Genomic DNA, 20286 nt, shown 5'->3' on the forward strand with positions numbered 1-20286 from the left:
GGTTCTCCGACGATTCAGCGCTAGTTGGAATTTCTGTGTTCTTGGCTACACTACCGCCCGGTAGGGACAGTTCCAGTCGCGCGCATACCGTCGGTATGCCTGAGTGCGAGTGGCCTCGGAAGGGCAGATTTCATGGCGGGCGGACGGCATTCGAGTCCTGACAGCGGGCGGTCGATCGGGTTCTACGCAGTGGGTGGGTTGGTTGCCGTCGCGGTAGTCGCCACCGGGGTGGTGGTCTTCAAGGCAACACAGTCCGATTCCTGCGAGAGCGTCGACGAGTACTCGCTGGCAGCGGATCCTGCGATCGCGCCGGCAGTCACGGAGATCCTCGCAGAATCGTCGCCGGAGCAGACAGGCTGTTCACGGATCACGGTCACCTCTGCGCTGCCCGGGGACGTTGCGGGAACTTTGGGTAAGGGCGTGGACGCTCCGGACATGTGGATACCGGATTCGACAGCGTGGGTGGGCAAAGCTGCATTGACGGCCAAAGGGCCGGTCGCTGCCGCCGGCGGTTCGATCGCCACCTCGCCTGTCGTACTTGCCTCCGGCGGTGGCGAACAGTTTGCCAGTTGGCTCACGGCGCTACAGGTTCCCGATCTGGCGTTGGGCAATCCGTTGTTCACAGGGGTTGCGTCGGCGCCCATTCTCGGAGCTCTCGCGGAAACCGGGGCCACCTCCGAATCCGTTCGAGCGGCACTCGTACCCCATGCGCAAGCGGAGAGTGTTCGTACCGAAGATCAGCCGGTAGGACAGAAGATGCTCACCGAATTGGTCAGCTCCGGAAAGGTCGGTGTTTCGACCGAGCAACAGGTCGTCGAGTTCACGAAGGCCGAGTCGAAGATTTCCGCGACAGTACCGGCGACGGGAACCATGATCATGGATTACCCCCTGGTGGTCAGTGCTTCGGCACCGGACCGGCACTACGCCGCAGCCAAGAAGAGTGACGCCATCGCCGAGCTGTTGCACAGTGAATCTGCTCAGGAAGTGCTGACGCGCAGCGGGTTCCGTACTTCCGGCGGTGGAGCCGTCGAAGGTGGAGTCGGTGACGTCACGGCACTGACCGTGTCCGAACAGTCGGTGGCCGATCAGACACTGGGCGCTTGGGCTCTGATGGCCAAGCCGATCCGGACACTCGTTGCGATCGACGTGTCTGCGTCGATGGACTACCCGGCGGCAGGCGGCAAGACGCGCATGCAGTTGACCACTGCTGCTGCTCTGGCCGGCAATCAGGTCTTCCCAGACAGCGTCGCTGCCGGTCTCTGGGCGTTTTCCCAAGGTATGAACGGAACCCAGGACTTCCAGGAATTGGTGCCGATCAGGCGCTACGACACGATCGTCGACGGTGTGACTCAACGAAAGTTGATGGCAGATCAGGCGAACCGGCTCACCGAACTCAAACGTGGCGCCACAGGTTTGTACGACACGACGCTGGCCGCATTCCGTAAGGTTCAGGAATCGTACGATCCGCGAGCAGTCAACAGCGTCATCATCTTGACCGACGGCGCAAACGAAGATCCTGACAGCATCAGCCGTGAACAGTTGCTCGATGTACTTGCACGCGAGCAGGATCCGGCGCGTCCGGTCATCATCGTCACCATCGGCATCACCGATGACGCAGACGCGGCGGCGCTCGCCGATATCTCCCGCGTGACGGGCGGTTCGACGTACATCGCTCGTGACCCCTCGGAGATTTCCGAGGTGTTCGTGAACGCATTGGCTCACCGAGGAACTTAGGCCGCATCCGGACTGGTCCAGGGTGCCGGAAGTGGCGGAGCCTCAGACGAATACCGGTGCCCGGTAGGTGTCGTTGTGGTGAAGGTGTGCCGGTTACCTGGTACAGGTTCGGCAGTCCAGTCCGAGCCCTGTTTCGCGTAATTGCATGCCGCACACAACCCGGCACCGTTGGCTGCGCTGGTGAGGCCACCCCTCGAGTGATCGCGAATGTGGTCGCGGTGGCGAACCGGCGCGTCGCACCACGGAGTACGGCAGCTTCGATCACGGAGTTCGATCAATCGCGCCAACCCCTTCGGGAAGGTTCTCGCCGTGGATTCCATTGCGGTCAGTGCGCCCGTATCGGGGCGTGCGTAGAGCTTTCGGAGCGTTGCCACCGTTTCGGAGTCTTCGCTGGCCTTGGTGATCCATTCGCGTGCAATAGCGGCTGGTACAGGTCCGTACCCGTGGACGTACGCCGGGTCGGAATTTTCGCCCAACAATGACTGGTCGGAGACAACCAGATTCACGGTGACGGGTGTCGGTGTGGCGCGGCCGATTCCGGTAACTCGCTCGACCAGGAGATCAGCCATGATTTGCGCTCGGGTGCGCTTGTCCCCGCCGGCAAGTACGGAATCTGCGTCGCGCCTGAGCGTGGCGTGCACGGCGATACCTTCGGCCACGGGAAGAAATACATTGAGCCAGCACATCGTGTCGGGCGCAGGCCGTGACGTCACTCGTCTGTCTCCCACGGCTTTGCGTGCTCGTCTGGCAACACTGTCGGAGTCTATTTCGGCAGTGCGTGCGCGGATTCTTTGTGTCAGTTGGTGGTTGCCGCATCCGTCCAAGATTGCAGCGTCGCAGCAGAACTCGCGATCCAATGTAGCGCGATCCTGGGCGGTGAGACATGAAGTCTCGCGCATGAGGATCGTCGCTTGATGCTCACTGATGGAGCCGTCGACGAGTAGTCGAAGTGTGTGAGGCATCTCGTCGTTCAGTGCGCGGGCCAGGTTCAGATGCTGAGTTCCGAACCAAGCCGACTCTCGCCGTGCGAGGGCAATCTGCGCGTTGATTCCACGGCCTTGGTATGCGCGCGGCACTCCCCGTTCGCCGCGGTCGTTGCGGGTGAACGCGTCGAGATCGGCAGCCAGCAATGCCTGGGCACCAGCGCAACTGGCCTTCAACTCTTCCAAAGCGCGCAGAAGATCCACGCGTGCTGCGTTGTCGATGGATCGATCCATGCTGACGAGTGATGCTCGGAATTGTCCGATGGTCTCTTCGGATATCGCCTGTTTGGATATGGCCTGTTCAGATACTTGCGTCGTCACTTTTACCCCCCGGTAGTGTCGAACATACATTCGATACTAGCCTCGACAGCGAACGGACGCAACGCCTTTCTCCGTTGGCGTCTGAAAGTTCCGACAGTTCGGTTTTCATGGTTGACTGGTCCTCATGATCGAGCTGAGGGGATTGACCAAGGTTTACGGACCGACGAAAGCGGTGGACGATTTGTCGTTCACGGTCAAGCCGGGCATCGTGACGGGCTTCCTGGGCCCGAACGGTGCCGGTAAGTCGACGACGATGCGGATGATCCTGGGTTTGGATCAGCCGACGTCGGGTGCGGCGTTGATCGAGGGCAAGCCGTACCGCGAGCTCAAGACGCCGTTGCGGACTGTCGGTGCGTTGCTGGATGCGAAGTGGGTGCACCCCAATCGCAGTGCGCGTGCACATCTGCAGTGGATGGCTGCTTCGAACGGGATCCCGAAGTCCCGCGTCGACGAGGTGCTCGGGTTGGTCGGGTTGTCCGAGGTGGCGGGTAAGAAGGCCGGCGGGTTCTCGTTGGGTATGTCGCAGCGTCTGGGGTTGGCGGGTGCGTTGTTGGGGGATCCGAAGGTGTTGTTGTTCGACGAGCCGGTCAACGGTCTCGATCCGGAGGGCATCGTCTGGATTCGTAAGTTCATGCAGCGGTTGGCGGCCGAGGGCCGCACGGTGCTGGTGTCGAGTCACCTGCTGTCGGAGATGGCGCTCACGGCGGAGCAGTTGGTGGTGATCGGTCGGGGTCGGTTGATTTCGGATTCGACGGTCGCGGAGTTCGTGGATCGTTCGTCGGAGTCGACGGTGCGCGTGCGCAGCCCACAGCTCGATGCGTTGCGCAGTGTGTTGCTCTCGCAGGGGCTGACGGTGCGTGAAGACGGTTCCGGCGTTGCCCCGGCATTGGTGGTCGTGGATTCGACCACCGATGTGATCGGTGGTTTAGCTGGTTCGCAGGGAATCGTGTTGTACGAGTTGGCTTCTCAGCAGGGGTCGCTCGAGGATGCGTTCATGAAGTTGACCGGGGACGATGTCCAGTACCACGCATCCGGTATCGATCCGGGTGTCGGTGCACACCACGCAAATACACAGCTGGCAAATACACAGCAGGCAAACACGCAGCAGGCTATGGGAGGTGCACTGTAATGGCTGTTCTCAGTGCGGAACGTATCAAGATCACCACGACCAAGTCGCCGCTGTGGTGCACGATCATCATCATCGTGCTCGGGTTGGGACTCGCTACCGTTTTCGGACTGAGCGCCAAGTCGTCGCTCAGCGGCCCCAACGGTGCAATGATGCCGACAGTTTCGGGGGCACTCAGTGGAGTGACCGGCTTCGGTGTGTTGGTTCTGATGATCATGGCGGCCCTCGCGATCACCAGCGAATATCGTTTCGGGACCATCCGAACCACATTCCAGGCCGTTCCGAACCGCGCCTCGGTGCTCATCGCCAAAGCGGGCCTCATCGGTGGGTTCGGAGCGGTGCTGACTCTCGTGTTGTCGTTCGGCGCCTTCGCCCTCACGAAGGCCACGGCAGGTGACGCCGGAAGATTCCTGACTCTGTCCGGCGACGAGAACTGGCGGGTCGTCTACGGAACACCGATCTACGCGTTCTTCTGCGTAGTTCTAGCCGTCGGAGTCGGCGCGTTGCTCCGGCAGTCTGCAGGTGCGATCGCGCTTCTGCTGTTGTGGCCCTTGCTGATCGAGAATCTTTTCAACCTGTTCGGAAGTATCGGCGAGAAGATCATGCCGTTCCTGCCGTTCATGAACGCCAACAATTTTCTCGGTTCCGGCGGTGGCGTCGATTTCCACTGGGGACCCTGGGGCAGCCTGATCTACTTCGCCCTCTTCGTACTCGTCGTATTCGGTCTCAGCATCGTCGTCGTGAACAGGCGGGATGCATAGGCACACGGATCAGACGGGCTGATTCTGCTTACGCCAACGGGCGTTCAGGAAACCCAATGCCGCGATCACGAGGAACAACACGGTGGTCGAGATCAACTGTGCACGGGCATCGGCGTCGAAGAGCATGAGGACGACGAAGACGCCAAGCATCGCGAGTGTCGCGTAGCTCAGATACGGGAACAGCCACATCCGAACCGTCAGCTTGCCCGACGCTTCGAGTTGTTTTCGCAGTCGCAGATGCGAGACGACGATGAAGATCCAGATGACCAGCAGCGCAGCGCCGACTGCGTTGAGCAGGATGCCGAGCAGGTCGTCGGGGAGCAGCCAGTTGAGCAGGACGCTGACGAAGCCGAAGAACACCGACAGCAGAACGGCATTGGTCGGAACTCCGGTGCGCGACAGCCTCGCCATGAAGGCGGGTCCGTCGCCGCGGCGCGAAAGTGAGAACGCCATGCGAGAGGTGCCGTAGATGTTGGCGTTGAAGGCGGAAAGCAACGCCACCACTACGACGAGTTCCATGAACCCGGCAACGCCTGGAATGTTCGCCTTGTTCAGGACGGCCACAAACGGGCCGCTCTCGAGTTCGGGGTCGTTCCAGGGCAGCACCAGAACCATGATCGAGATGGCGCCGATGTAGAAGACGCTGATGCGCCACACGACGCTCCGGACAGCGACGGCGATGGAGCGTTCCGGATTCTCGGATTCGGCTGCGGCGATGGTGACGATCTCGATCCCACCGAAGGCGAATGCCACGACGAGAAGTCCTGCGGCAATGCCGGACAGCCCGTTGGGCATGAAGCCGCCCTGGCCGAACAGATTGCTCGTACCGACCGGGTCGGTATCGGGCAGGAGGCCGAACACCAGCAGGACACCGATGATCAGGAAGCCGATGATGACGGTGACTTTGATTGCGGCGAACCAGAACTCGAACTCACCGAAGTTGCTGACTTTCGCCAGGTTCACCACGGCGAAGAACACCACGAAAACCAGGGCGACAACCCATTGCGGGATCGACGGCACCCAGTCGTTCACGATCGCCGAAGCCCCGGTGATCTCGGCGCCCAGCACCATGATCAGCATGAACCAGTAGAGCCAGCCCATCACGAAGCCGGCCCACTCGCCGATCCCCAGGCGCGCGTAATGAGAGAAGGAACCGCTGGCCGGGATCGCGGCGCCCATCTCGCCGAGCATTCGCATCACGAACACCACGACGGCGCCCGCAAGGATGTAGGAGATCAGGACGGCCGGCCCGGCCTTGGCGATACCGACGCCGGTTCCGAGGAACAGGCCGGCGCCGATGGCCGAGCCCAAGCCCATCATCGTCAGATGGCGGACCTTGAGACCGTGGCCGAGAGCAGTGGTTGTTCCGTCGGAGACGTCGGTGCTACTCATCAGTCGTTAGCGTGCAAAGCAGCGTTCAGTTCGACGCCGGTGCCCTTCCACGGCACGACCTCGACGGCACCCGAGACCGAGTTACGACGGAAGAGAAGGTTCGACTTGCCGCTCAGTTCCTTGGCCTTGACGACGGTTCCGTCCGGGCCGGTGACCTTGGTGCCGGCGGTGACGTAGAGGCCCGCTTCGAGGACGCAGTCGTCGCCGAGCGAAATGCCGAGGCCGGCGTTTGCACCGAGGAGGCAGCGCTTGCCGAGGGAGATCGTTTCCTTGCCTCCACCGGAGAGGGTGCCCATGATCGAGGCGCCGCCGCCCACATCGGATCCGTCGTCGACGACGACGCCCGCCGAGATGCGACCTTCGACCATCGAGTTGCCGAGGGTGCCGGCGTTGAAGTTGACGAAGCCCTCGTGCATGACGGTCGTTCCGCTGGCGAGGTGTGCACCGAGTCGGACACGGTCCGCGTCACCGATGCGAACTCCGGACGGCACGACGTAGTCGACCATGCGGGGGAACTTGTCGACGCTGAACACGGTCACGACGCCGCGGATGCGCAGACGCGAGCGAACCTGCTCGAAACCTTCGACGGCGCACGGGCCGAAGTTGGTCCACACGACGTTGCTGAGCAGACCGAACTGGCCGTCGAGGTTGACACCGTGGGGTGCGACTAGACGGTGCGAGAGGAGATGGAGGCGCAGGTAGACGTCATGTGCGTCGACCGGCGCCTTGGAGAGATCGGCGATGGTGGTGCGCACGACGACCTGCGATACCTCGCGAGCGTCATCAGTGCCTGCCAGCAGTGCAAGATCGGAAGGAATATCTGTTCCCTCGACGTTCTCGGTACCGGTCTTGTCGAATGTTCCCAGCTCCGGTGCCGGGAACCAGGTGTCGAGGACGGTTCCGTCCGCGGTCACGTTGGCGATACCTACTGCTGTTGCTCCCTGTGCGCTCACGGGACTAGAGATTACTGGGTGGTGGGTGCACCGGCCTAGGCTGGTGCGTGTGAGCATCCTCGATCTTGCTTCGGACCCCATCGACTTGACGGCCGCCCTGGTCGACATCCCCAGCGTCTCGCACGACGAATCCGTCATCGCGCAGGCTGTCGAGGATGCGCTGCGTGAGCAGACTTCGGGCTTCGAGATCATCCGCAACGGCAATGCCGTGTTGGCGCGTACGTCGCGTGGTTTGCCCAGTCGGGTCATGCTCGCCGGACATCTGGATACGGTGCCGATCGCGGACAACGTTCCTTCGCGGCGTGACGGCGACATCCTGCACGGCTGCGGGACCGTGGACATGAAGTCGGGCGACGCGGTCTTCCTGCACCTTGCGGCCACCATCGAGAACCTGGCCCACGATCTGACCCTCGTCTTCTACGACTGCGAAGAGATCGCCGCAACGTACAACGGCCTGGGACGGATCGAACGCGAGATCCCGCAATGGCTCGCGGCGGACGTCGCAATTCTCGGTGAGCCGACGGCCGGTTTCATCGAGGCCGGGTGTCAGGGCACGATGCGGGTGCGGTTGACGGCTTCGGGAACTCGCGCCCATTCGGCCAGGTCTTGGCTGGGGGACAATGCCATTCACAAGTTCGGCGGAGCGTTGGAGCGGTTGTCGGCGTACCAGCCGCGCTCGGTCGACATCGACGGTTGCGGCTACCGCGAGGGCTTGTCGGCGGTGCAGATCTCCGGCGGTGTCGCCGGAAACGTCGTCCCGGACGAAGCCGAGATGGACGTCAATTTCCGATTCGCGCCCGATCGCAGCGAGGTACAAGCCGAGGCGCACGTGCGCGAAGTGTTCGACGGTCTGGGCCTCGGATTCGAGGTCACCGACTCCTCGCCCGGCGCGCTGCCCGGCTTGGCGAACCCGTCCGCTGCCGCCCTGATCGAGGCGGCCGGTGGTCAGTTCCGTGCGAAGTACGGGTGGACCGACGTGTCCAGGTTCTCGGCGCTCGGCATTCCTGCCGTGAACTACGGACCGGGTGATCCGAACCTCGCGCACAAGCGCGACGAGCACGTTCCGGTGCAGCAGATCACCGACGTCGCGGCCGTGCTGAGGAAGTATCTGTCGGCCTGACCGTTAGCCTTGCCGCATGGCACCAGAGAAGAATTCGGCTTCGAAGAAGCAGAGCTCGTCGATCAAGCACCGCGGGCCGGTTCAGCTTCGACGCAAGCGCAAGGACGAGAAGACCACGACGGATCAGCGCTTGCTCGACAAGCGCGGACCCACGGATTGGGTACACACCGATCCGTGGCGTGTGCTGCGTATCCAGAGCGAATTCATCGAAGGTTTCGGCGCACTCGCCGAGGTCCCGCGTGCGGTGACGGTGTTCGGTTCGGCCCGCACCACGGTCGATCATCCCGAGTACCAATCCGGGCGCGAGCTGGGAACGGCGTTGGCCGAGGCCGGGTACGCCGTCATCACCGGTGGTGGGCCAGGAGTGATGGAAGCTGCCAACCGCGGTTGCAGTGAGGCCGGCGGGTACTCGATCGGCCTCGGCATCGAGTTGCCGTTCGAGCAGGGACTCAACGAGTGGGTGGATCTCGGAATCAACTTCCGGTACTTCTTCGCACGCAAGACGATGTTCGTGAAGTACTCCCAGGCATTCATCTGCCTGCCGGGTGGCTTCGGAACACTCGACGAGCTGTTCGAGGCACTCACCCTGGTGCAGACCCACAAGGTCACGCGCTTCCCGATCGTCCTGTTCGGCACCGAGTACTGGTCCGGACTCGTCGACTGGATTCGCGGCACCCTCGAGCGAGACGGCAAGATTTCCGAAGGTGACGTGAATCTGCTGCACGTCACCGACAGCGTGGAAGAAGCAGTACGAATCGTCCTCAACGCAGACAAGGGCGTCGACGAGGCCGCAGATCTGGGGAAAGAAGAAGAATGGTGACCGATTCCGACAAGAAGTACTCGATCTGCGTCTACTGCGCGTCGGGGCCGGTGGACGAATCGTTCCTGGCGTTGGCGGCAGAGGTGGGAACCGCGATCGGTCGACGCGGATGGCAGTTGGTCTCGGGCGGTGGCAACGTCTCGATGATGGGCGCTGTCGCCGAGTCCGCTCGCGCGGCGGGCGCTTGGACCGTCGGCGTCATTCCGAAGGCCCTGGTGCACAAGGAAGTTGCCGACGTCGATGCCGACGAGCTGATCGTCACGGACACCATGCGCGAACGCAAGAAGCTGATGGAAGATCACGCCGACGCGTTCATCACGCTGCCGGGCGGAATCGGGACGCTGGAAGAGTTGTTCGAGACGTGGACAGCCGGCTACCTGGGAATGCACGAGAAACCTGTCGTCATGCTCGATCCCGTCGGCCACTTCACCGGCCTGCTCGAGTGGTTGAACAAGCTCGACGGGACCGGCTTCGTCGGGCGTCAGGCGCTGGACACTCTGCTGGTGAGGACGGACGTCGAGGCCGCGCTCGACGCGTGCGTCAAATCCTGATCAGACGCGTGCGTGAAACCCTGACCTGGGGCATGGCGGGCTTTATTACCGTGAAGTAAGGTGGCCGCAGACTGGGCGGCCGAATGGGCGCCGGATACGTGTTAGGGGAGCCATGAGTTCGGAAGCCCGTTCGACCGTCGGCCTGCTGGATCTGGCGGCAAAACTGCCGTCGATGATCACCGAGGTGCCGATCCTGGCGCGGGGGGCCGCCGGCCTCACCCGCAAGCCTTCGGCCAAGGAATCGATCGGGTTGATCTTCCAGAAGGCTGCACACGCTCACCCGTCGCGCCCGTTCATCCGGTTCGAAGGCCACGCGACCAGTTACGCGGAAGCCAACGAACTGGTGAACCGCTACGCGGACGTTCTCCGCGGCCGAGGAGTCGACCGCGGAGACGTCGTCGGAGTGCTGGCAAAGAACACTCCCGAAGCGCTGCTGATCGCCTTGGCCGCGGTAAAACTCGGCGCGGCAGCGGGCATGCTGAACTACAACCAGCGCGACGACGTTCTGGCACACAGCCTTACTCTCCTCGATGCGCGGGTCCTGGTGGTCGCCGACGAGTGCGAAGAAGCCCTCGAATCGTTGCCCGCCGGATTTAGCGGACCGAACCAACTTCTCGTCAGCGAACTCGCGGATCTGGCGAAGACGGCTGATCCGTCCAACCCCGCGGTCACCGCCGAGGTGCTGGCAAAGGAGAAGGCGTTCTACATCTTCACCTCGGGCACCACCGGAATGCCCAAGGCCAGCTTGATGACTCACTTCCGTTGGTTGAAGTCGATGTCGGGGCTCGGGTTGATGGGCGTGCGCTTGCGCGGCTCGGACACCCTGTACTGCTGCCTGCCGCTCTACCACAACAACGCGTTGACGGTCTCGCTGTCCTCGGTGCTCGCGTCCGGTGCGACAATCGCGATCGGACGTCAGTTCTCGGCCTCGCGGTTCTGGGACGACATCGCACTCAACAAGGCGACCGCGTTCACCTACATCGGCGAACTGTGCCGCTATCTGCTCAACCAGCCGGTCAAGCCGACCGACAGCGACAATGCTGTTCGGCTGATGGTGGGTAACGGTCTGCGCCCTGAGATCTGGGCCGAATTCACCCAGCGGTTCGGCATACCCCGCGTCGCCGAGTTCTACGGTGCGAGCGAATGCAACATCGCGTTCGTCAACGCACTCAACGTCGACAAGACGGCAGGCATCTGCCCGTTGCCGCACGCCGTCGTGGAGTTCGACGAGGACACCGGAAAAGCGTTGCGTGGAGCCGACGGTCGACTCCGCAAGGTTTCCACGGGTCAGGTCGGACTCCTGCTGTCGAAGGTCACCGACCGGGCGCCTTTCGACGGTTACACCGACGAAGCGGCGAGCAACAGCAAACTGGTACGCGGCGGATTCAAGGACGACGACACCTGGTTCGACACCGGAGACCTGGTGCGCAAGCAGGGATGGGGCCACGTCGCCTTCGTCGACCGTCTCGGCGACACCTTCCGTTGGAAGGGAGAGAACGTCGCCACCACGGAGGTCGAGGGCGCGCTGAGTTCGCACCCGGCCGTCGAGGAAGCAGTTGTCTACGGCGTCGAGATTCCGGGCACCGACGGGCGCGCGGGCATGGCGGCGGTGAAGTTACGTGACAGTCAGAGTTTCGAGGGCAGCGAAGTCGCGGCTCATCTCTACGGCAAGCTTCCCAACTACGCGGTCCCGCTGTTCATCCGCATCGTCGACTCACTCGAACACACCAGCACTTTCAAGTCGCGCAAGGTGGAATTGCGCAACGAGGGCTACGACGTCGGCGCCGACACTCTGCACGTTCTCGAAGGCCGTGAGGGTGGTTACGTGGACTCGTACGACGAATACGTCGGAAAGGTCGCGGCGGGCTCGGTACCCAAGGGCTAGACCGAGTTCCGTCATGCCAGTATGAGTGGCATGTCTTCACTCCCCGGTTCTACCGCGCAGCCAGGTCCGGCGCCCACCCTGTGTGGGCGTCCGGTCGCGGTCGACCGTGCACTGGTGATGGCCATCGTCAACCGCACTCCCGATTCCTTCTACGACCAGGGCGCGACGTTCTCGGATTCGGCAGCGATGGCTGCCGTCGATCGGGCTGTCGGAGAAGGCGCCGATCTGGTGGACATCGGGGGAGTGAAAGCTGGGCCCGGTGACCTCGTCGACGCCGACGAAGAGGTCAGGCGAGTCGTTCCGTTCGTCGCCGCGATCAGAGCCAAGTACCCCGAGCTGATCATCAGCGTCGACACCTGGCGGAGCGGCGTCGCGCGGTTGGCACGCGCCGAAGGCGCCGACCTGATCAACGACACGTGGGCGGGTGCGGATCCCGACCTCGTCCTGGTTGCTGCCGAGACTGGTGCCGGGATCGTCTGCTCGCACACGGGTGGCGCGGTTCCGCGCACCCGCCCGCATCGTGTCCGCTACGACGACGTCGTCGCAGATGTGGTCACCGAGGTCGTGTCGGCGGCAGAGCGCGCCCTGGCACTCGGGGTTCCGCGTGACGCGATCCTGATCGATCCCACCCACGATTTCGGTAAGAACACCTTTCACGGGCTCGAGTTGTTGCGGAAAGTGGACGTTCTTGTAAACACCGGGTGGCCAGTGCTGATGGCGCTGAGTAATAAGGACTTCATCGGGGAGACTCTTGGTGTGGAGCTTTCCGAGAGGTTGGAGGGAACATTGGCAGCGACAGCAATGGCCGCGGCGGGCGGCGCCCGGGTGTTCCGTGTTCACGAGGTGGCGTCCACCCGTCGAGTCGTCGACATGGTGGCCGCGATCCAGGGACGCCGTGCCCCGGTACGTACGGTTCGAGGTCTGGCATGAGCATCACCGGTGCGGGCCCGACCCGCGTATGGGCAGAAGCCAACAGTTGGGACCATCCGAGTTGGACGGTCGCAGAACTTGAACGGGCGAAGGGCGGCCGAACCGTCTCGGTGGTGTTGCCCGCGCTCAACGAAGAGGACACCGTTGCTGCGGTGGTCGACACCATTCATCCGTTGCTCGGTGGTTTGGTCGACGAGTTGATCGTTCTCGATTCCGGTTCGACCGACCGTACCGCCGAGCGTGCTCGCGCGGCGGGGGCGACGGTGATCAGTCGTGAGAGCGCAGTCCCGTCCATCCCGCCGACCGCGGGCAAGGGTGAGGTGCTGTGGCGTTCGGTCGCCGCAACGACCGGCGATCTGATCGCATTCGTCGACTCCGATCTCATCAATCCCGATCCGGCGTTCGTGCCCAAACTGCTGGGGCCGCTGCTCACGGTTGACGGCATCCATCTGGTGAAGGGCTACTACCGCCGTCCGCTGCGCGTGAGCGGCACGGAGGATGCCAACGGCGGCGGGCGAGTCACGGAATTGGTTGCGCGGCCCATGTTGGCCGCGCTGCGGCCGGAACTCACGTCGGTACTGCAACCGCTTGGCGGTGAATACGCGGGCACCCGTGAGCTGCTGTCCGCTGTCCCGTTCGCGCCCGGCTACGGCGTCGAGATCGGCCTTCTGCTCGACACGTACGACACGTTGGGGCTGGCGGCGATCGGTCAGGTCAATCTCGGTGTGCGCAAGCATCGCAACCGGCCGCTCGCCGACCTCGGTGTGATGAGCCGGCAGATCATCGGAACGATGCTCCGGCGGTGCGGGATCGAGGATTCGGGTGCCGGGTTGACCCAATTCCTGGTCGACGGCGATTCTTTCGTGCCCGAGACCACCGAGGTTTCGCTACTCGATCGACCCCCGATGAATTCGATAGTGCGCACCGCGGGGGTCTGACCGCTCACACTCGGGTATGGGAGTATCGGTCCATGATGACGATCCTCCTGTACCTGATTGTCATGGCACTGGTCGGCGCGATGATCTTCCTCGCCGCCAGCGCTGTGTTCGGGCGCTCGGAAGAGCTGCCGCCGCTGCCTCCTGGCACGACGGCGACCGTACTCCCGGCAGAGGACGTCACCGGGGCGGATGTCGACGCGCTGCGTTTTCAGCAGGTGCTGCGTGGCTACAAGGCGAGTGAAGTGGATTGGGCCCTGCATCGCCTCGGGTTGGAAATCGATTCTCTGCGTGCACAACTGGGCCGTGACGAGCGGTCTGAGGTCCTGGTGAAAGCGGATGCTCCGGCCAAGGCCGAAGCATCGCAGGAGGAGCCTGAGACCGTATCCGAATCGAAGGATTCCCAGGGCTGATGGCCGACGGACTCGTTCGGTGCGGCTGGGTGGTCGAGACGCCCGGCGACACGCTCTACCGCGACTATCACGACGAGGAGTGGGGGCGTCCGCTGCACGGGCGCGACGAACTGTTCGAACGACTCGCCCTCGAAGCATTCCAATCGGGACTTTCGTGGATCACGATTCTGCGCAAACGCGAGGCGTTCCGCGAAGCCTTCGACGGGTTCGATCCGGACAAGGTCGCAGCGTACGGAGTTGCGGATGTCGAGAGATTGCTCTCCGATGCCGCGATCGTCCGCAATCGCGCGAAGATCGAGGCGACGATTTCCAACGCCCGAGTGCTCGTGAATTCGCCCGATCTGGACCTCGATTCGTTACTCTGGTCGTTCTCGCCGCCTCGACGCACCAGAAGACTGACATCAATTGCAGAGGTTCCCGCGGTCACTCCCGAGTCGACTGCCATGGCTAAGGAACTCAAGCGGCGCGGGTTCAAGTTTGTGGGTCCTACCACGGCTTATGCGCTCATGCAGGCTACCGGAATGGTCGATGATCACGTGGCTGATTGCTGGGTTCCGGTGCAGGTGTGACGGTCGACTGAACACCCCTAAATGTGACTCAGATTCCCGGTTCCCGCATCCATAGGGAACAATGGAGGGTACGAGCCTCGCTGATTGTTGGCGGGGCGCACCGTTAGTCGAGGCGCAGAGCAATGCAGCGCAGATCTGGAGGGAGCAGAGGATGGCGGCCATGAAGCCCCGGACCGGGGACGGTCCCCTCGAAGCAACCAAAGAGGGACGAGGAATCGTCATGCGGGTTCCACTCGAGGGTGGCGGACGCCTCGTCGTCGAGCTGACCCCGGATGAAGCTGCAGCGCTCGGTGTGGAACTCACGAACGTCACCAGCTAGTCGGGTCCAGGTTGTAGCAGTACAAACAACAGCACGTGATTGCACGCAGGCTCCGTATCCGTTTCGGTACGGGGCCTGAAGTGTGTGCGCACCGCCGGTAGCCGAAAGGACGGATCAATGCTTGCCGCCGTGATCGATCTTCTGTCCTGCCCGCAGTGTGCTGCTGATCTGGAATTGGTGGACGGCGCCGCCGAGTGCGACCGCGGACATCGATTCGATATCGCTCGCCAGGGTTACGTGAGCCTGATCAGTGGCGGTGCCACGAAGTTCACCGGCGACAGTGCCGAGATGATTGCCGCGCGTGCACGATTGCTCGGCGCCGGCCACTTCGGCCCGCTGATGGATGCCGTCACCCGAGCCTGCGCGACGACGGCGAGGTCGGATCCCGCGCGGATCGTCGAAATCGGCGCAGGCACAGGACAATACCTCGCACACGTCGTGGATTCGCTGCCTGATTCTCGGGCGATAGCGTTGGACGTGTCCAAGTTCGCGGCCCGGCGTGCCGCGAAGGTCCACGAAAGAATCGGTTCGATCGTCGCAGACGTCTGGCAACCACTGCCCATTCGCGACGGAGCGCTCTCTCATGTGCTCTGTGTGTTCGCTCCTCGTAACGGTCCGCAGTCCCATCGAGTTCTCGCCGAAGACGGCGTTCTGGTGGTCCTGACGCCCACCGACAGGCATCTGCACGAGCTGATCGACATTCTCGCGATGGTCCGGGTCGACGACCGCAAAGTGGAACGTCTCGAATCGTCGATGGCCGGATACTTCGAGCGTGTGAGTAGCGACGAGGTCGAGTTCGCGATGTCACTCTCACACCAGGACGTCCTCGACTTGGTGGGGATGGGACCGTCGGCGAGACACCTGACGCCCGCCGATCTGGCTGCCGCCGTGGCGAAGCTGCCGCAGCCGAGTACCGTCACCGCGTCGGCGACGGTCTCGACCTATCGCAAGATCTGACGCGGATCAGCGTCTCGTGACGGCGTCCGCGTAGACCTCGAGCGTCTGCTTGGCGATTTCGGCCCAGGAGAACTCGTCGATCGCACGGATTCTGCCCGCACGACCCATCGCGTCGGCGCCTTCTCGGTCGGCGACAACGGCATTGACGGTGGCCGCGAGCGATTCCTCGAATGCGCTCGGCTCGTAGGCGTTGTAGTGCACGAGTCGACCGGTGACGCCGTCGGCGACCACCTCGGGGATGCCGCCGACGTCGGAAGCGACCACGGCGGTCTCACACGCCATGGCTTCGAGATTGACGATCCCGAGGGGTTCGTACACCGAAGGGCAGACGAATACCGTTGCTGCCGAAAGTATTTCCCTGATCTGCTCGGTCGGGAGCATCTCGCGCACCCAGTAGACATTGCCCCGGTGCCGGGCGAGTTCGGCCACCGCCTTCTCCGTCTCGGCGGCGATCTCCGGCGTATCGGGAGCGCCGGCGCACAGCACGAGCTGAATCTCCGGGTCGAAGTGGTGGGCTGCCGCGACGAGGTGCCCGACGCCCTTCTGCCTCGTGATGCGTCCGACAAAGGCCACGATGGGTTTTGCCGGGTCGACGCCGATCGACGCGAGTGCGGACTGTGCTCCCGGCGCAGATCCCCCGGGATGCCATACCTCGGTGTCGATTCCGTTGCGGACTACGTGAACGCGACTCGGATCGACAGCGGGGTACGCGTCGAGGACGTCGAGTCGCATACCGGAACTGACGGCGATGATCGCGTCTGCGTGCTCGACGGCGTTGCGTTCGGACCACGACGAGATCCGATAGCCGCCGCCTAGCTGTTCGGCCTTCCACGGGCGTCTGGGCTCGAGTGAGTGCGCGGTGAGGATGTGCGGCACGTCGTAGAGAGCCGACGCGAGATGCCCGGCCAGTCCGGTGTACCAGGTGTGGGAGTGGACGATGTCGACACCGGCCGCGGCGTCCGCCATGCGCAGTTCGGTGGAGAGCGTCGTCAGGGCCGGGTTGGATCCGGCGAGAGCGGGGTCGGGAGAGTGGACGATCGCGCCTTCGCGCGGGGCGCCCATGCAGTGCACGTCGACCTCGCACAGCCGTTTCATCTGAGCGACGAGCTCGGTTACGTGTACTCCTGCGCCGCCGTAGATCTCCGGCGGGTATTCCTTGGTCATCATCGCGACTCGCACGCGCTAAACCTAACCGCCCGTGGTCGATCCGGCTACCGATCACGTTATCCCCGACCGTTCGGAGGGGGACACGATCGGACCTCTCGGACTGCTTCGCTAGCGGGAGTTCACCAGTGCGGATAGGTTAGCGGTGTGAGAAGCCAGCCGCATGTGCTTGGAATCGTGCTCGCCGGGGGCGAGGGCAAACGCTTGTATCCGCTGACCGCGGACAGAGCGAAGCCCGCAGTGCCCTTCGGAGGTGCATATCGACTTATCGACTTCGTGTTGAGCAACCTTGTCAACGCGGGATATCTGCGTATTTGTGTGTTGACGCAATACAAGTCACATTCACTCGACCGCCACATTTCGCAGACGTGGCGATTGTCCGGGTTCGCGGGTGAGTACATCACCCCGGTCCCGGCCCAGCAGCGGCTCGGGCCGCGCTGGTACACCGGCAGTGCCGACGCAATCCTGCAGTCGCTCAATCTCGTTTACGACGAGGACCCCGAGTACATCGTGGTTTTCGGTGCCGACCACGTGTACCGGATGGATCCGGAACAGATGGTTCAGCACCACATCGAATCCGGGGCAGGCGTGACGGTCGCGGGTATTCGTGTACCGCGAAGTGAGGCTTTTGCTTTCGGCTGCATCGACAGTGACGAGTCCGGACGCATCACCCAGTTCCTGGAAAAGCCCGCCCATCCTCCCGGGACACCGGACGACCCCAATTCGACGTTCGCGTCCATGGGTAACTATGTGTTCACCACCAAGGTACTCGTGGACGCCATCCGCGCTGATTCAGAGAATTCCGATTCCGATCACGACATGGGCGGAGACATCATTCCCGCCTTGGTCGCCGCGGGTGAGGCGTCGGTCTACGACTTCAAGGACAACGTCGTTCCCGGTGCCACTGATCGAGACCGCGGCTACTGGCGTGACGTCGGTACCCTCGACGCCTTCTACGACGCTCACATGGACCTGGTGTCGGTGCACCCGATCTTCAATCTCTACAACCGTCGCTGGCCCATCCGCGGCGCCACCGAGAATCTCGCGCCCGCAAAGTTCGTGAAGGGCGGACTCGCGCAGGAATCGGTGGTCGGTGCTGGGTCGATCCTGTCCGCGGCGACCGTGCGCAATTCGGTACTCAGTTCCAACGTGATGATCGAGGACGGTGCGACCGTCGAGGGCAGCGTGCTGATGCCGGGTGTGCGCATCGGCAAGGGTGCCGTCGTACGGCGAGCGATCCTCGACAAGAACGTCGTCGTCGGTGACGGCGAAATCATCGGCGTCGATCTCGAACGTGACCGCGAACGATTTGCCGTCAGTCAGGGTGGCGTCGTCGCCATCGGTAAGGGCGTCTGGATCTAGAGCTTGCTCGCGCAGAGGAGGCCGTCACCGAGGGGGAGGAGGACTCGAATGAGTCGCTCGTCCTCGGTCACGGCCTTTGCCGCTTCTCGGACCGCAACCGTTGTCGCGTCGCGTGCGGAGCTGTCTGCAACGCGGCCGTCGGCCAGGGCGTTGTGCAGAACGATGACACCGCCGGAGCGCAGCAGGCGGACACCTTCGCGGACGTAGTGCGGGTGGTCGATCGCGGCGCAGTCGACGAACACCAGGTCGTAGCCGCCGTCCGCGAGCCGGGGAAGCACGTCGAGAGCCCGTCCGTTGATCAGGCGAGTGCGTGCCGGAGCGATTCCGCTTTCGCGGAAGGTCAGCTTGGCGGCCCGCTGATGTTCGGGTTCGCTGTCGATCGTGGTCAGGACGCCGTCGTCGCGCATTCCGTGCAGAAGCCACAGGCTGCTCACGCCGGCTCCGGTACCCACCTCGACGGCCGTCTTCGCGTCGAGCATCCTCGCGAACATCGCGAGCGTCGCACCGACGGCGGGCGTCACCGGATGGGCTCCGAGATCCAGCGCTCGATCTCGCGCCGCGGTCAAAATCTCGTCCTCGGAAACTACGTCCTCGACGTGGCGGAGTATCTGTTCGGCGTGGGTCACGCTCATGAGGTTATCGGGCGGTTCGGATTGTCGCTGCAAGGCGCGCAGTCACCAGGATTCTCAGGAATCCCTCAGGCTCCTCATATGGCGTGCACACCGCGATGAGAAAAGGTGTATACATCGCCGGATCGAAGATCGCACGGCGGTATCGATTTCTACCAAGTTGATCTTTCGCAGCTCGGTGATCGGGAACAAATCACAGCATCGGCTGGTTCTCCCGAATATCGCGCATCACGTGATTCGGACAACGCGGTGATCGAACTACGCGATCCCGAGCAGGAGGATCAACTTATTTACCAGGTCAACGACGAGCCTCGCCCTCGAGAGTCGGAAGTTTTGACGACGGAATCGGCTGTGGATTCCGAATTGATCGGCACTGCTGTGTTCGATGCAACTGGTGAGAAGTCCTCCATGCCGTCTTGGGACGAACTCGTGCGTCAGCACGGTGACCGGGTGTACCGCCTGGCCTACCGGTTGTCAGGCGATGCCCAGGACGCCGAGGACTTGACGCAGGACACCTTCATCCGGGTGTTCCGCTCGCTCTCCGATTATCAGCCCGGAACTTTCGAGGGCTGGTTGCACCGCATCACCACAAACCTGTTCCTCGACATGGTTCGCCGACGCAATCGCATCCGTATGGAAGCGCTGCCCGAGGACTACGACCGCGTTCCCTCGCCCGGTCCCGACCCCGAGCAGATCTACCACGACGCGCGCCTCGACGCAGGTCTGCAAGCCGCACTGGACTCGCTCGCACCTGAATTTCGTGCCGCTGTCGTGCTCTGTGACATCGAAGGTCTGTCGTACGAGGAAATCGGTGCCACACTGGGAGTGAAGCTCGGAACGGTTCGTAGCCGTATCCATCGTGGGCGACAGGCGATTCGTGATCATCTGGCAGCGCAGCGCGCAGCCGAATCCGAACTCGTCGGTTTCTGACGGTCGGGTTCGAGCTACAGAGCGGGACGTGGTCAATCACCTGGAGGGACGAATGACGGAGGCGCGGGCACATCGCCAGTTCGGTTCGACCGAACATCTGGCCAGCGAGGCAATCGCTGCCTACGTCGACGGAGAACTCCGAATGCAGGCCTACTTGCGGGCCTCGCATCACATCTCGATCTGCGCCGAGTGCGCTGCGGCCGTCGATGCTCAGCAGCAGGCACGTGGTGCGCTGCGTCGAAGCGGCGAGATGACGATGCCGTTGTCCCTGGTGGGACTTCTCAGCCAGATTCCTTCGTGCAACAGTCCGACTACCGGGCCGAATTCGGAAAACGCCGACAGTTCCGTCGGTAATCAACCCGCCGGCTTCTCCACCATCAGCAAGAGGTTGTCCCGTCGCTGGCGCAAATGACGCCGCGCGCCAGCGTCCCG

21 protein-coding genes are annotated in these 20286 nt (G+C 63.0%); 16 read left to right on the plus strand and 5 right to left on the minus strand.

The window, feature by feature from the left end; translation table 11 throughout:
• Positions 1-132 precede the first annotated feature (132 nt).
• Positions 133-1734 (plus strand): substrate-binding and VWA domain-containing protein, encoded by a 1602-nt coding sequence (locus ASU23_RS04660; protein ID WP_007726253.1) that lies wholly within the window; start codon positions 133-135, stop codon positions 1732-1734.
• Here the strand turns inward: ASU23_RS04660 and ASU23_RS04665 are convergent.
• Positions 1731-3038 (minus strand): HNH endonuclease signature motif containing protein, encoded by a 1308-nt coding sequence (locus tag ASU23_RS04665; RefSeq protein WP_058037418.1) that lies wholly within the window; start codon positions 3036-3038, stop codon positions 1731-1733. The two genes, ASU23_RS04660 and ASU23_RS04665, sit on opposite strands and share 4 nt — an antisense overlap.
• A gap of 124 nt (positions 3039-3162) precedes the next feature.
• Between ASU23_RS04665 and ASU23_RS04670 the strand changes: the two genes are divergently transcribed.
• Together ASU23_RS04670 and ASU23_RS04675 are read left to right on the plus strand one after the other, a co-directional pair.
• On the plus strand, positions 3163-4167 hold the full coding sequence (locus ASU23_RS04670; RefSeq protein ID WP_058037419.1) for an ABC transporter ATP-binding protein: 1005 nt from the start codon (positions 3163-3165) through the stop codon (positions 4165-4167).
• A complete protein-coding gene (locus tag ASU23_RS04675) occupies positions 4167-4925 on the plus strand; it encodes an ABC transporter permease (protein WP_058037420.1) in 759 nt (252 codons plus the stop codon). Before ASU23_RS04670 ends, ASU23_RS04675 begins: the two co-directional genes overlap by 1 nt.
• A gap of 9 nt (positions 4926-4934) precedes the next feature.
• Here ASU23_RS04675 and ASU23_RS04680 read toward each other — a convergent pair whose 3' ends face one another.
• Complete coding sequence (locus tag ASU23_RS04680) at positions 4935-6317, minus strand: amino acid permease (protein ID WP_058037421.1); 1383 nt, start codon at positions 6315-6317, stop codon at positions 4935-4937.
• On the minus strand, positions 6317-7270 hold the full coding sequence (dapD, locus tag ASU23_RS04685) for a 2,3,4,5-tetrahydropyridine-2,6-dicarboxylate N-succinyltransferase (protein ID WP_019749368.1): 954 nt from the start codon (positions 7268-7270) through the stop codon (positions 6317-6319). The genes ASU23_RS04680 and dapD overlap by 1 nt, the downstream gene beginning before the upstream one ends.
• 49 nt (positions 7271-7319) lie before the next feature.
• Here dapD and dapE point away from each other — a divergent pair, with 49 nt between their 5' ends.
• From dapE to ASU23_RS04730, 10 genes are all read left to right on the plus strand, one after another.
• Positions 7320-8390, plus strand: a complete 1071-nt coding sequence (gene dapE / locus ASU23_RS04690) for a succinyl-diaminopimelate desuccinylase (protein ID WP_172827020.1) — start codon at positions 7320-7322, stop codon at positions 8388-8390.
• Between the two features lie 16 nt (positions 8391-8406).
• Positions 8407-9210, plus strand: a complete 804-nt coding sequence (locus ASU23_RS04695; RefSeq protein ID WP_003945176.1) for a TIGR00730 family Rossman fold protein — start codon at positions 8407-8409, stop codon at positions 9208-9210.
• A complete protein-coding gene (locus tag ASU23_RS04700) occupies positions 9204-9761 on the plus strand; it encodes a TIGR00730 family Rossman fold protein (RefSeq protein ID WP_003945191.1) in 558 nt (185 codons plus the stop codon). Before ASU23_RS04695 ends, ASU23_RS04700 begins: the two co-directional genes overlap by 7 nt.
• Positions 9762-9873: 112 nt before the next feature.
• The gene (locus tag ASU23_RS04705; protein ID WP_058037423.1) at positions 9874-11646 is read left to right on the plus strand and encodes a long-chain-acyl-CoA synthetase; all 1773 of its coding nucleotides are present in this window, start codon (positions 9874-9876) and stop codon (positions 11644-11646) included.
• A 30-nt stretch (positions 11647-11676) separates the two neighbouring features.
• Complete coding sequence (folP, locus tag ASU23_RS04710) at positions 11677-12576, plus strand: dihydropteroate synthase (RefSeq protein WP_058037424.1); 900 nt, start codon at positions 11677-11679, stop codon at positions 12574-12576.
• Positions 12573-13514 (plus strand): glucosyl-3-phosphoglycerate synthase, encoded by a 942-nt coding sequence (locus ASU23_RS04715; protein ID WP_019749363.1) that lies wholly within the window; start codon positions 12573-12575, stop codon positions 13512-13514. Before folP ends, ASU23_RS04715 begins: the two co-directional genes overlap by 4 nt.
• Before the next feature lie 32 nt (positions 13515-13546).
• The gene (locus tag ASU23_RS04720) at positions 13547-13924 is read left to right on the plus strand and encodes a DivIVA domain-containing protein (protein ID WP_003945181.1); all 378 of its coding nucleotides are present in this window, start codon (positions 13547-13549) and stop codon (positions 13922-13924) included.
• Positions 13924-14493: a DNA-3-methyladenine glycosylase I gene (locus tag ASU23_RS04725; protein WP_030536943.1), complete on the plus strand. Its 570-nt coding sequence runs from the start codon at positions 13924-13926 to the stop codon at positions 14491-14493. The genes ASU23_RS04720 and ASU23_RS04725 overlap by 1 nt, the downstream gene beginning before the upstream one ends.
• 151 nt (positions 14494-14644) lie before the next feature.
• Positions 14645-14812, plus strand: coding sequence for a DUF3117 domain-containing protein (locus ASU23_RS33210; protein ID WP_003945169.1), 168 nt, complete (start codon positions 14645-14647; stop codon positions 14810-14812).
• Between the two features lie 117 nt (positions 14813-14929).
• Positions 14930-15769 (plus strand): putative RNA methyltransferase, encoded by an 840-nt coding sequence (locus ASU23_RS04730; RefSeq protein WP_058037449.1) that lies wholly within the window; start codon positions 14930-14932, stop codon positions 15767-15769.
• Between the two features lie 6 nt (positions 15770-15775).
• Here the strand turns inward: ASU23_RS04730 and glgA are convergent, their stop codons facing one another.
• Positions 15776-16948, minus strand: coding sequence for a glycogen synthase (gene glgA / locus ASU23_RS04735; RefSeq protein WP_058037425.1), 1173 nt, complete (start codon positions 16946-16948; stop codon positions 15776-15778).
• 132 nt (positions 16949-17080) lie between these two features.
• Here glgA and glgC point away from each other — a divergent pair, with 132 nt between their 5' ends.
• On the plus strand, positions 17081-18295 hold the full coding sequence (glgC, locus tag ASU23_RS04740) for a glucose-1-phosphate adenylyltransferase (RefSeq protein ID WP_003945185.1): 1215 nt from the start codon (positions 17081-17083) through the stop codon (positions 18293-18295).
• On the opposite strand, the gene ASU23_RS04745 is transcribed toward glgC, so the two are convergent.
• Complete coding sequence (locus tag ASU23_RS04745; RefSeq protein WP_007736091.1) at positions 18292-18927, minus strand: O-methyltransferase; 636 nt, start codon at positions 18925-18927, stop codon at positions 18292-18294. The genes glgC and ASU23_RS04745 overlap by 4 nt on opposite strands.
• A gap of 330 nt (positions 18928-19257) precedes the next feature.
• Between ASU23_RS04745 and sigE the strand changes: the two genes are divergently transcribed.
• Positions 19258-19854, plus strand: a complete 597-nt coding sequence (gene sigE, locus ASU23_RS04750) for an RNA polymerase sigma factor SigE (RefSeq protein WP_029255812.1) — start codon at positions 19258-19260, stop codon at positions 19852-19854.
• 52 nt (positions 19855-19906) lie between these two features.
• On the plus strand, positions 19907-20266 hold the full coding sequence (locus tag ASU23_RS04755) for a hypothetical protein (protein ID WP_003945180.1): 360 nt from the start codon (positions 19907-19909) through the stop codon (positions 20264-20266).
• Positions 20267-20286: the final 20 nt, after the last annotated feature.

This window comes from Rhodococcus sp. KB6 (assembly GCF_001445685.1).
Lineage (GTDB): Bacteria > Actinomycetota > Actinomycetes > Mycobacteriales > Mycobacteriaceae > Rhodococcus_F > Rhodococcus_F qingshengii.

Excerpts from the sequence above, each read along its gene's own strand:
- ASU23_RS04660 (WP_007726253.1), top strand. The coding sequence starts at position 133 with ATGGCGGGCGGACGGCATTCGAGTCCTGACAGCGGGCGGTCGATCGGG.
- ASU23_RS04670 (WP_058037419.1), top strand. The coding sequence starts at position 3,163 with ATGATCGAGCTGAGGGGATTGACCAAGGTTTACGGACCGACGAAAGCG.
- ASU23_RS04675 (WP_058037420.1), top strand. The coding sequence starts at position 4,167 with ATGGCTGTTCTCAGTGCGGAACGTATCAAGATCACCACGACCAAGTCG.
- ASU23_RS04680 (WP_058037421.1), bottom strand. The coding sequence starts at position 6,317 with ATGAGTAGCACCGACGTCTCCGACGGAACAACCACTGCTCTCGGCCAC.
- ASU23_RS04695 (WP_003945176.1), top strand. The coding sequence starts at position 8,407 with ATGGCACCAGAGAAGAATTCGGCTTCGAAGAAGCAGAGCTCGTCGATC.
- ASU23_RS04700 (WP_003945191.1), top strand. The coding sequence starts at position 9,204 with ATGGTGACCGATTCCGACAAGAAGTACTCGATCTGCGTCTACTGCGCG.
- ASU23_RS04705 (WP_058037423.1), top strand. The coding sequence starts at position 9,874 with ATGAGTTCGGAAGCCCGTTCGACCGTCGGCCTGCTGGATCTGGCGGCA.
- folP (WP_058037424.1), top strand. The coding sequence starts at position 11,677 with ATGTCTTCACTCCCCGGTTCTACCGCGCAGCCAGGTCCGGCGCCCACC.
- ASU23_RS04715 (WP_019749363.1), top strand. The coding sequence starts at position 12,573 with ATGAGCATCACCGGTGCGGGCCCGACCCGCGTATGGGCAGAAGCCAAC.
- ASU23_RS04720 (WP_003945181.1), top strand. The coding sequence starts at position 13,547 with ATGATGACGATCCTCCTGTACCTGATTGTCATGGCACTGGTCGGCGCG.
- ASU23_RS04725 (WP_030536943.1), top strand. The coding sequence starts at position 13,924 with ATGGCCGACGGACTCGTTCGGTGCGGCTGGGTGGTCGAGACGCCCGGC.
- ASU23_RS33210 (WP_003945169.1), top strand. The coding sequence starts at position 14,645 with ATGGCGGCCATGAAGCCCCGGACCGGGGACGGTCCCCTCGAAGCAACC.
- ASU23_RS04730 (WP_058037449.1), top strand. The coding sequence starts at position 14,930 with ATGCTTGCCGCCGTGATCGATCTTCTGTCCTGCCCGCAGTGTGCTGCT.
- ASU23_RS04745 (WP_007736091.1), bottom strand. The coding sequence starts at position 18,927 with ATGAGCGTGACCCACGCCGAACAGATACTCCGCCACGTCGAGGACGTA.
- ASU23_RS04755 (WP_003945180.1), top strand. The coding sequence starts at position 19,907 with ATGACGGAGGCGCGGGCACATCGCCAGTTCGGTTCGACCGAACATCTG.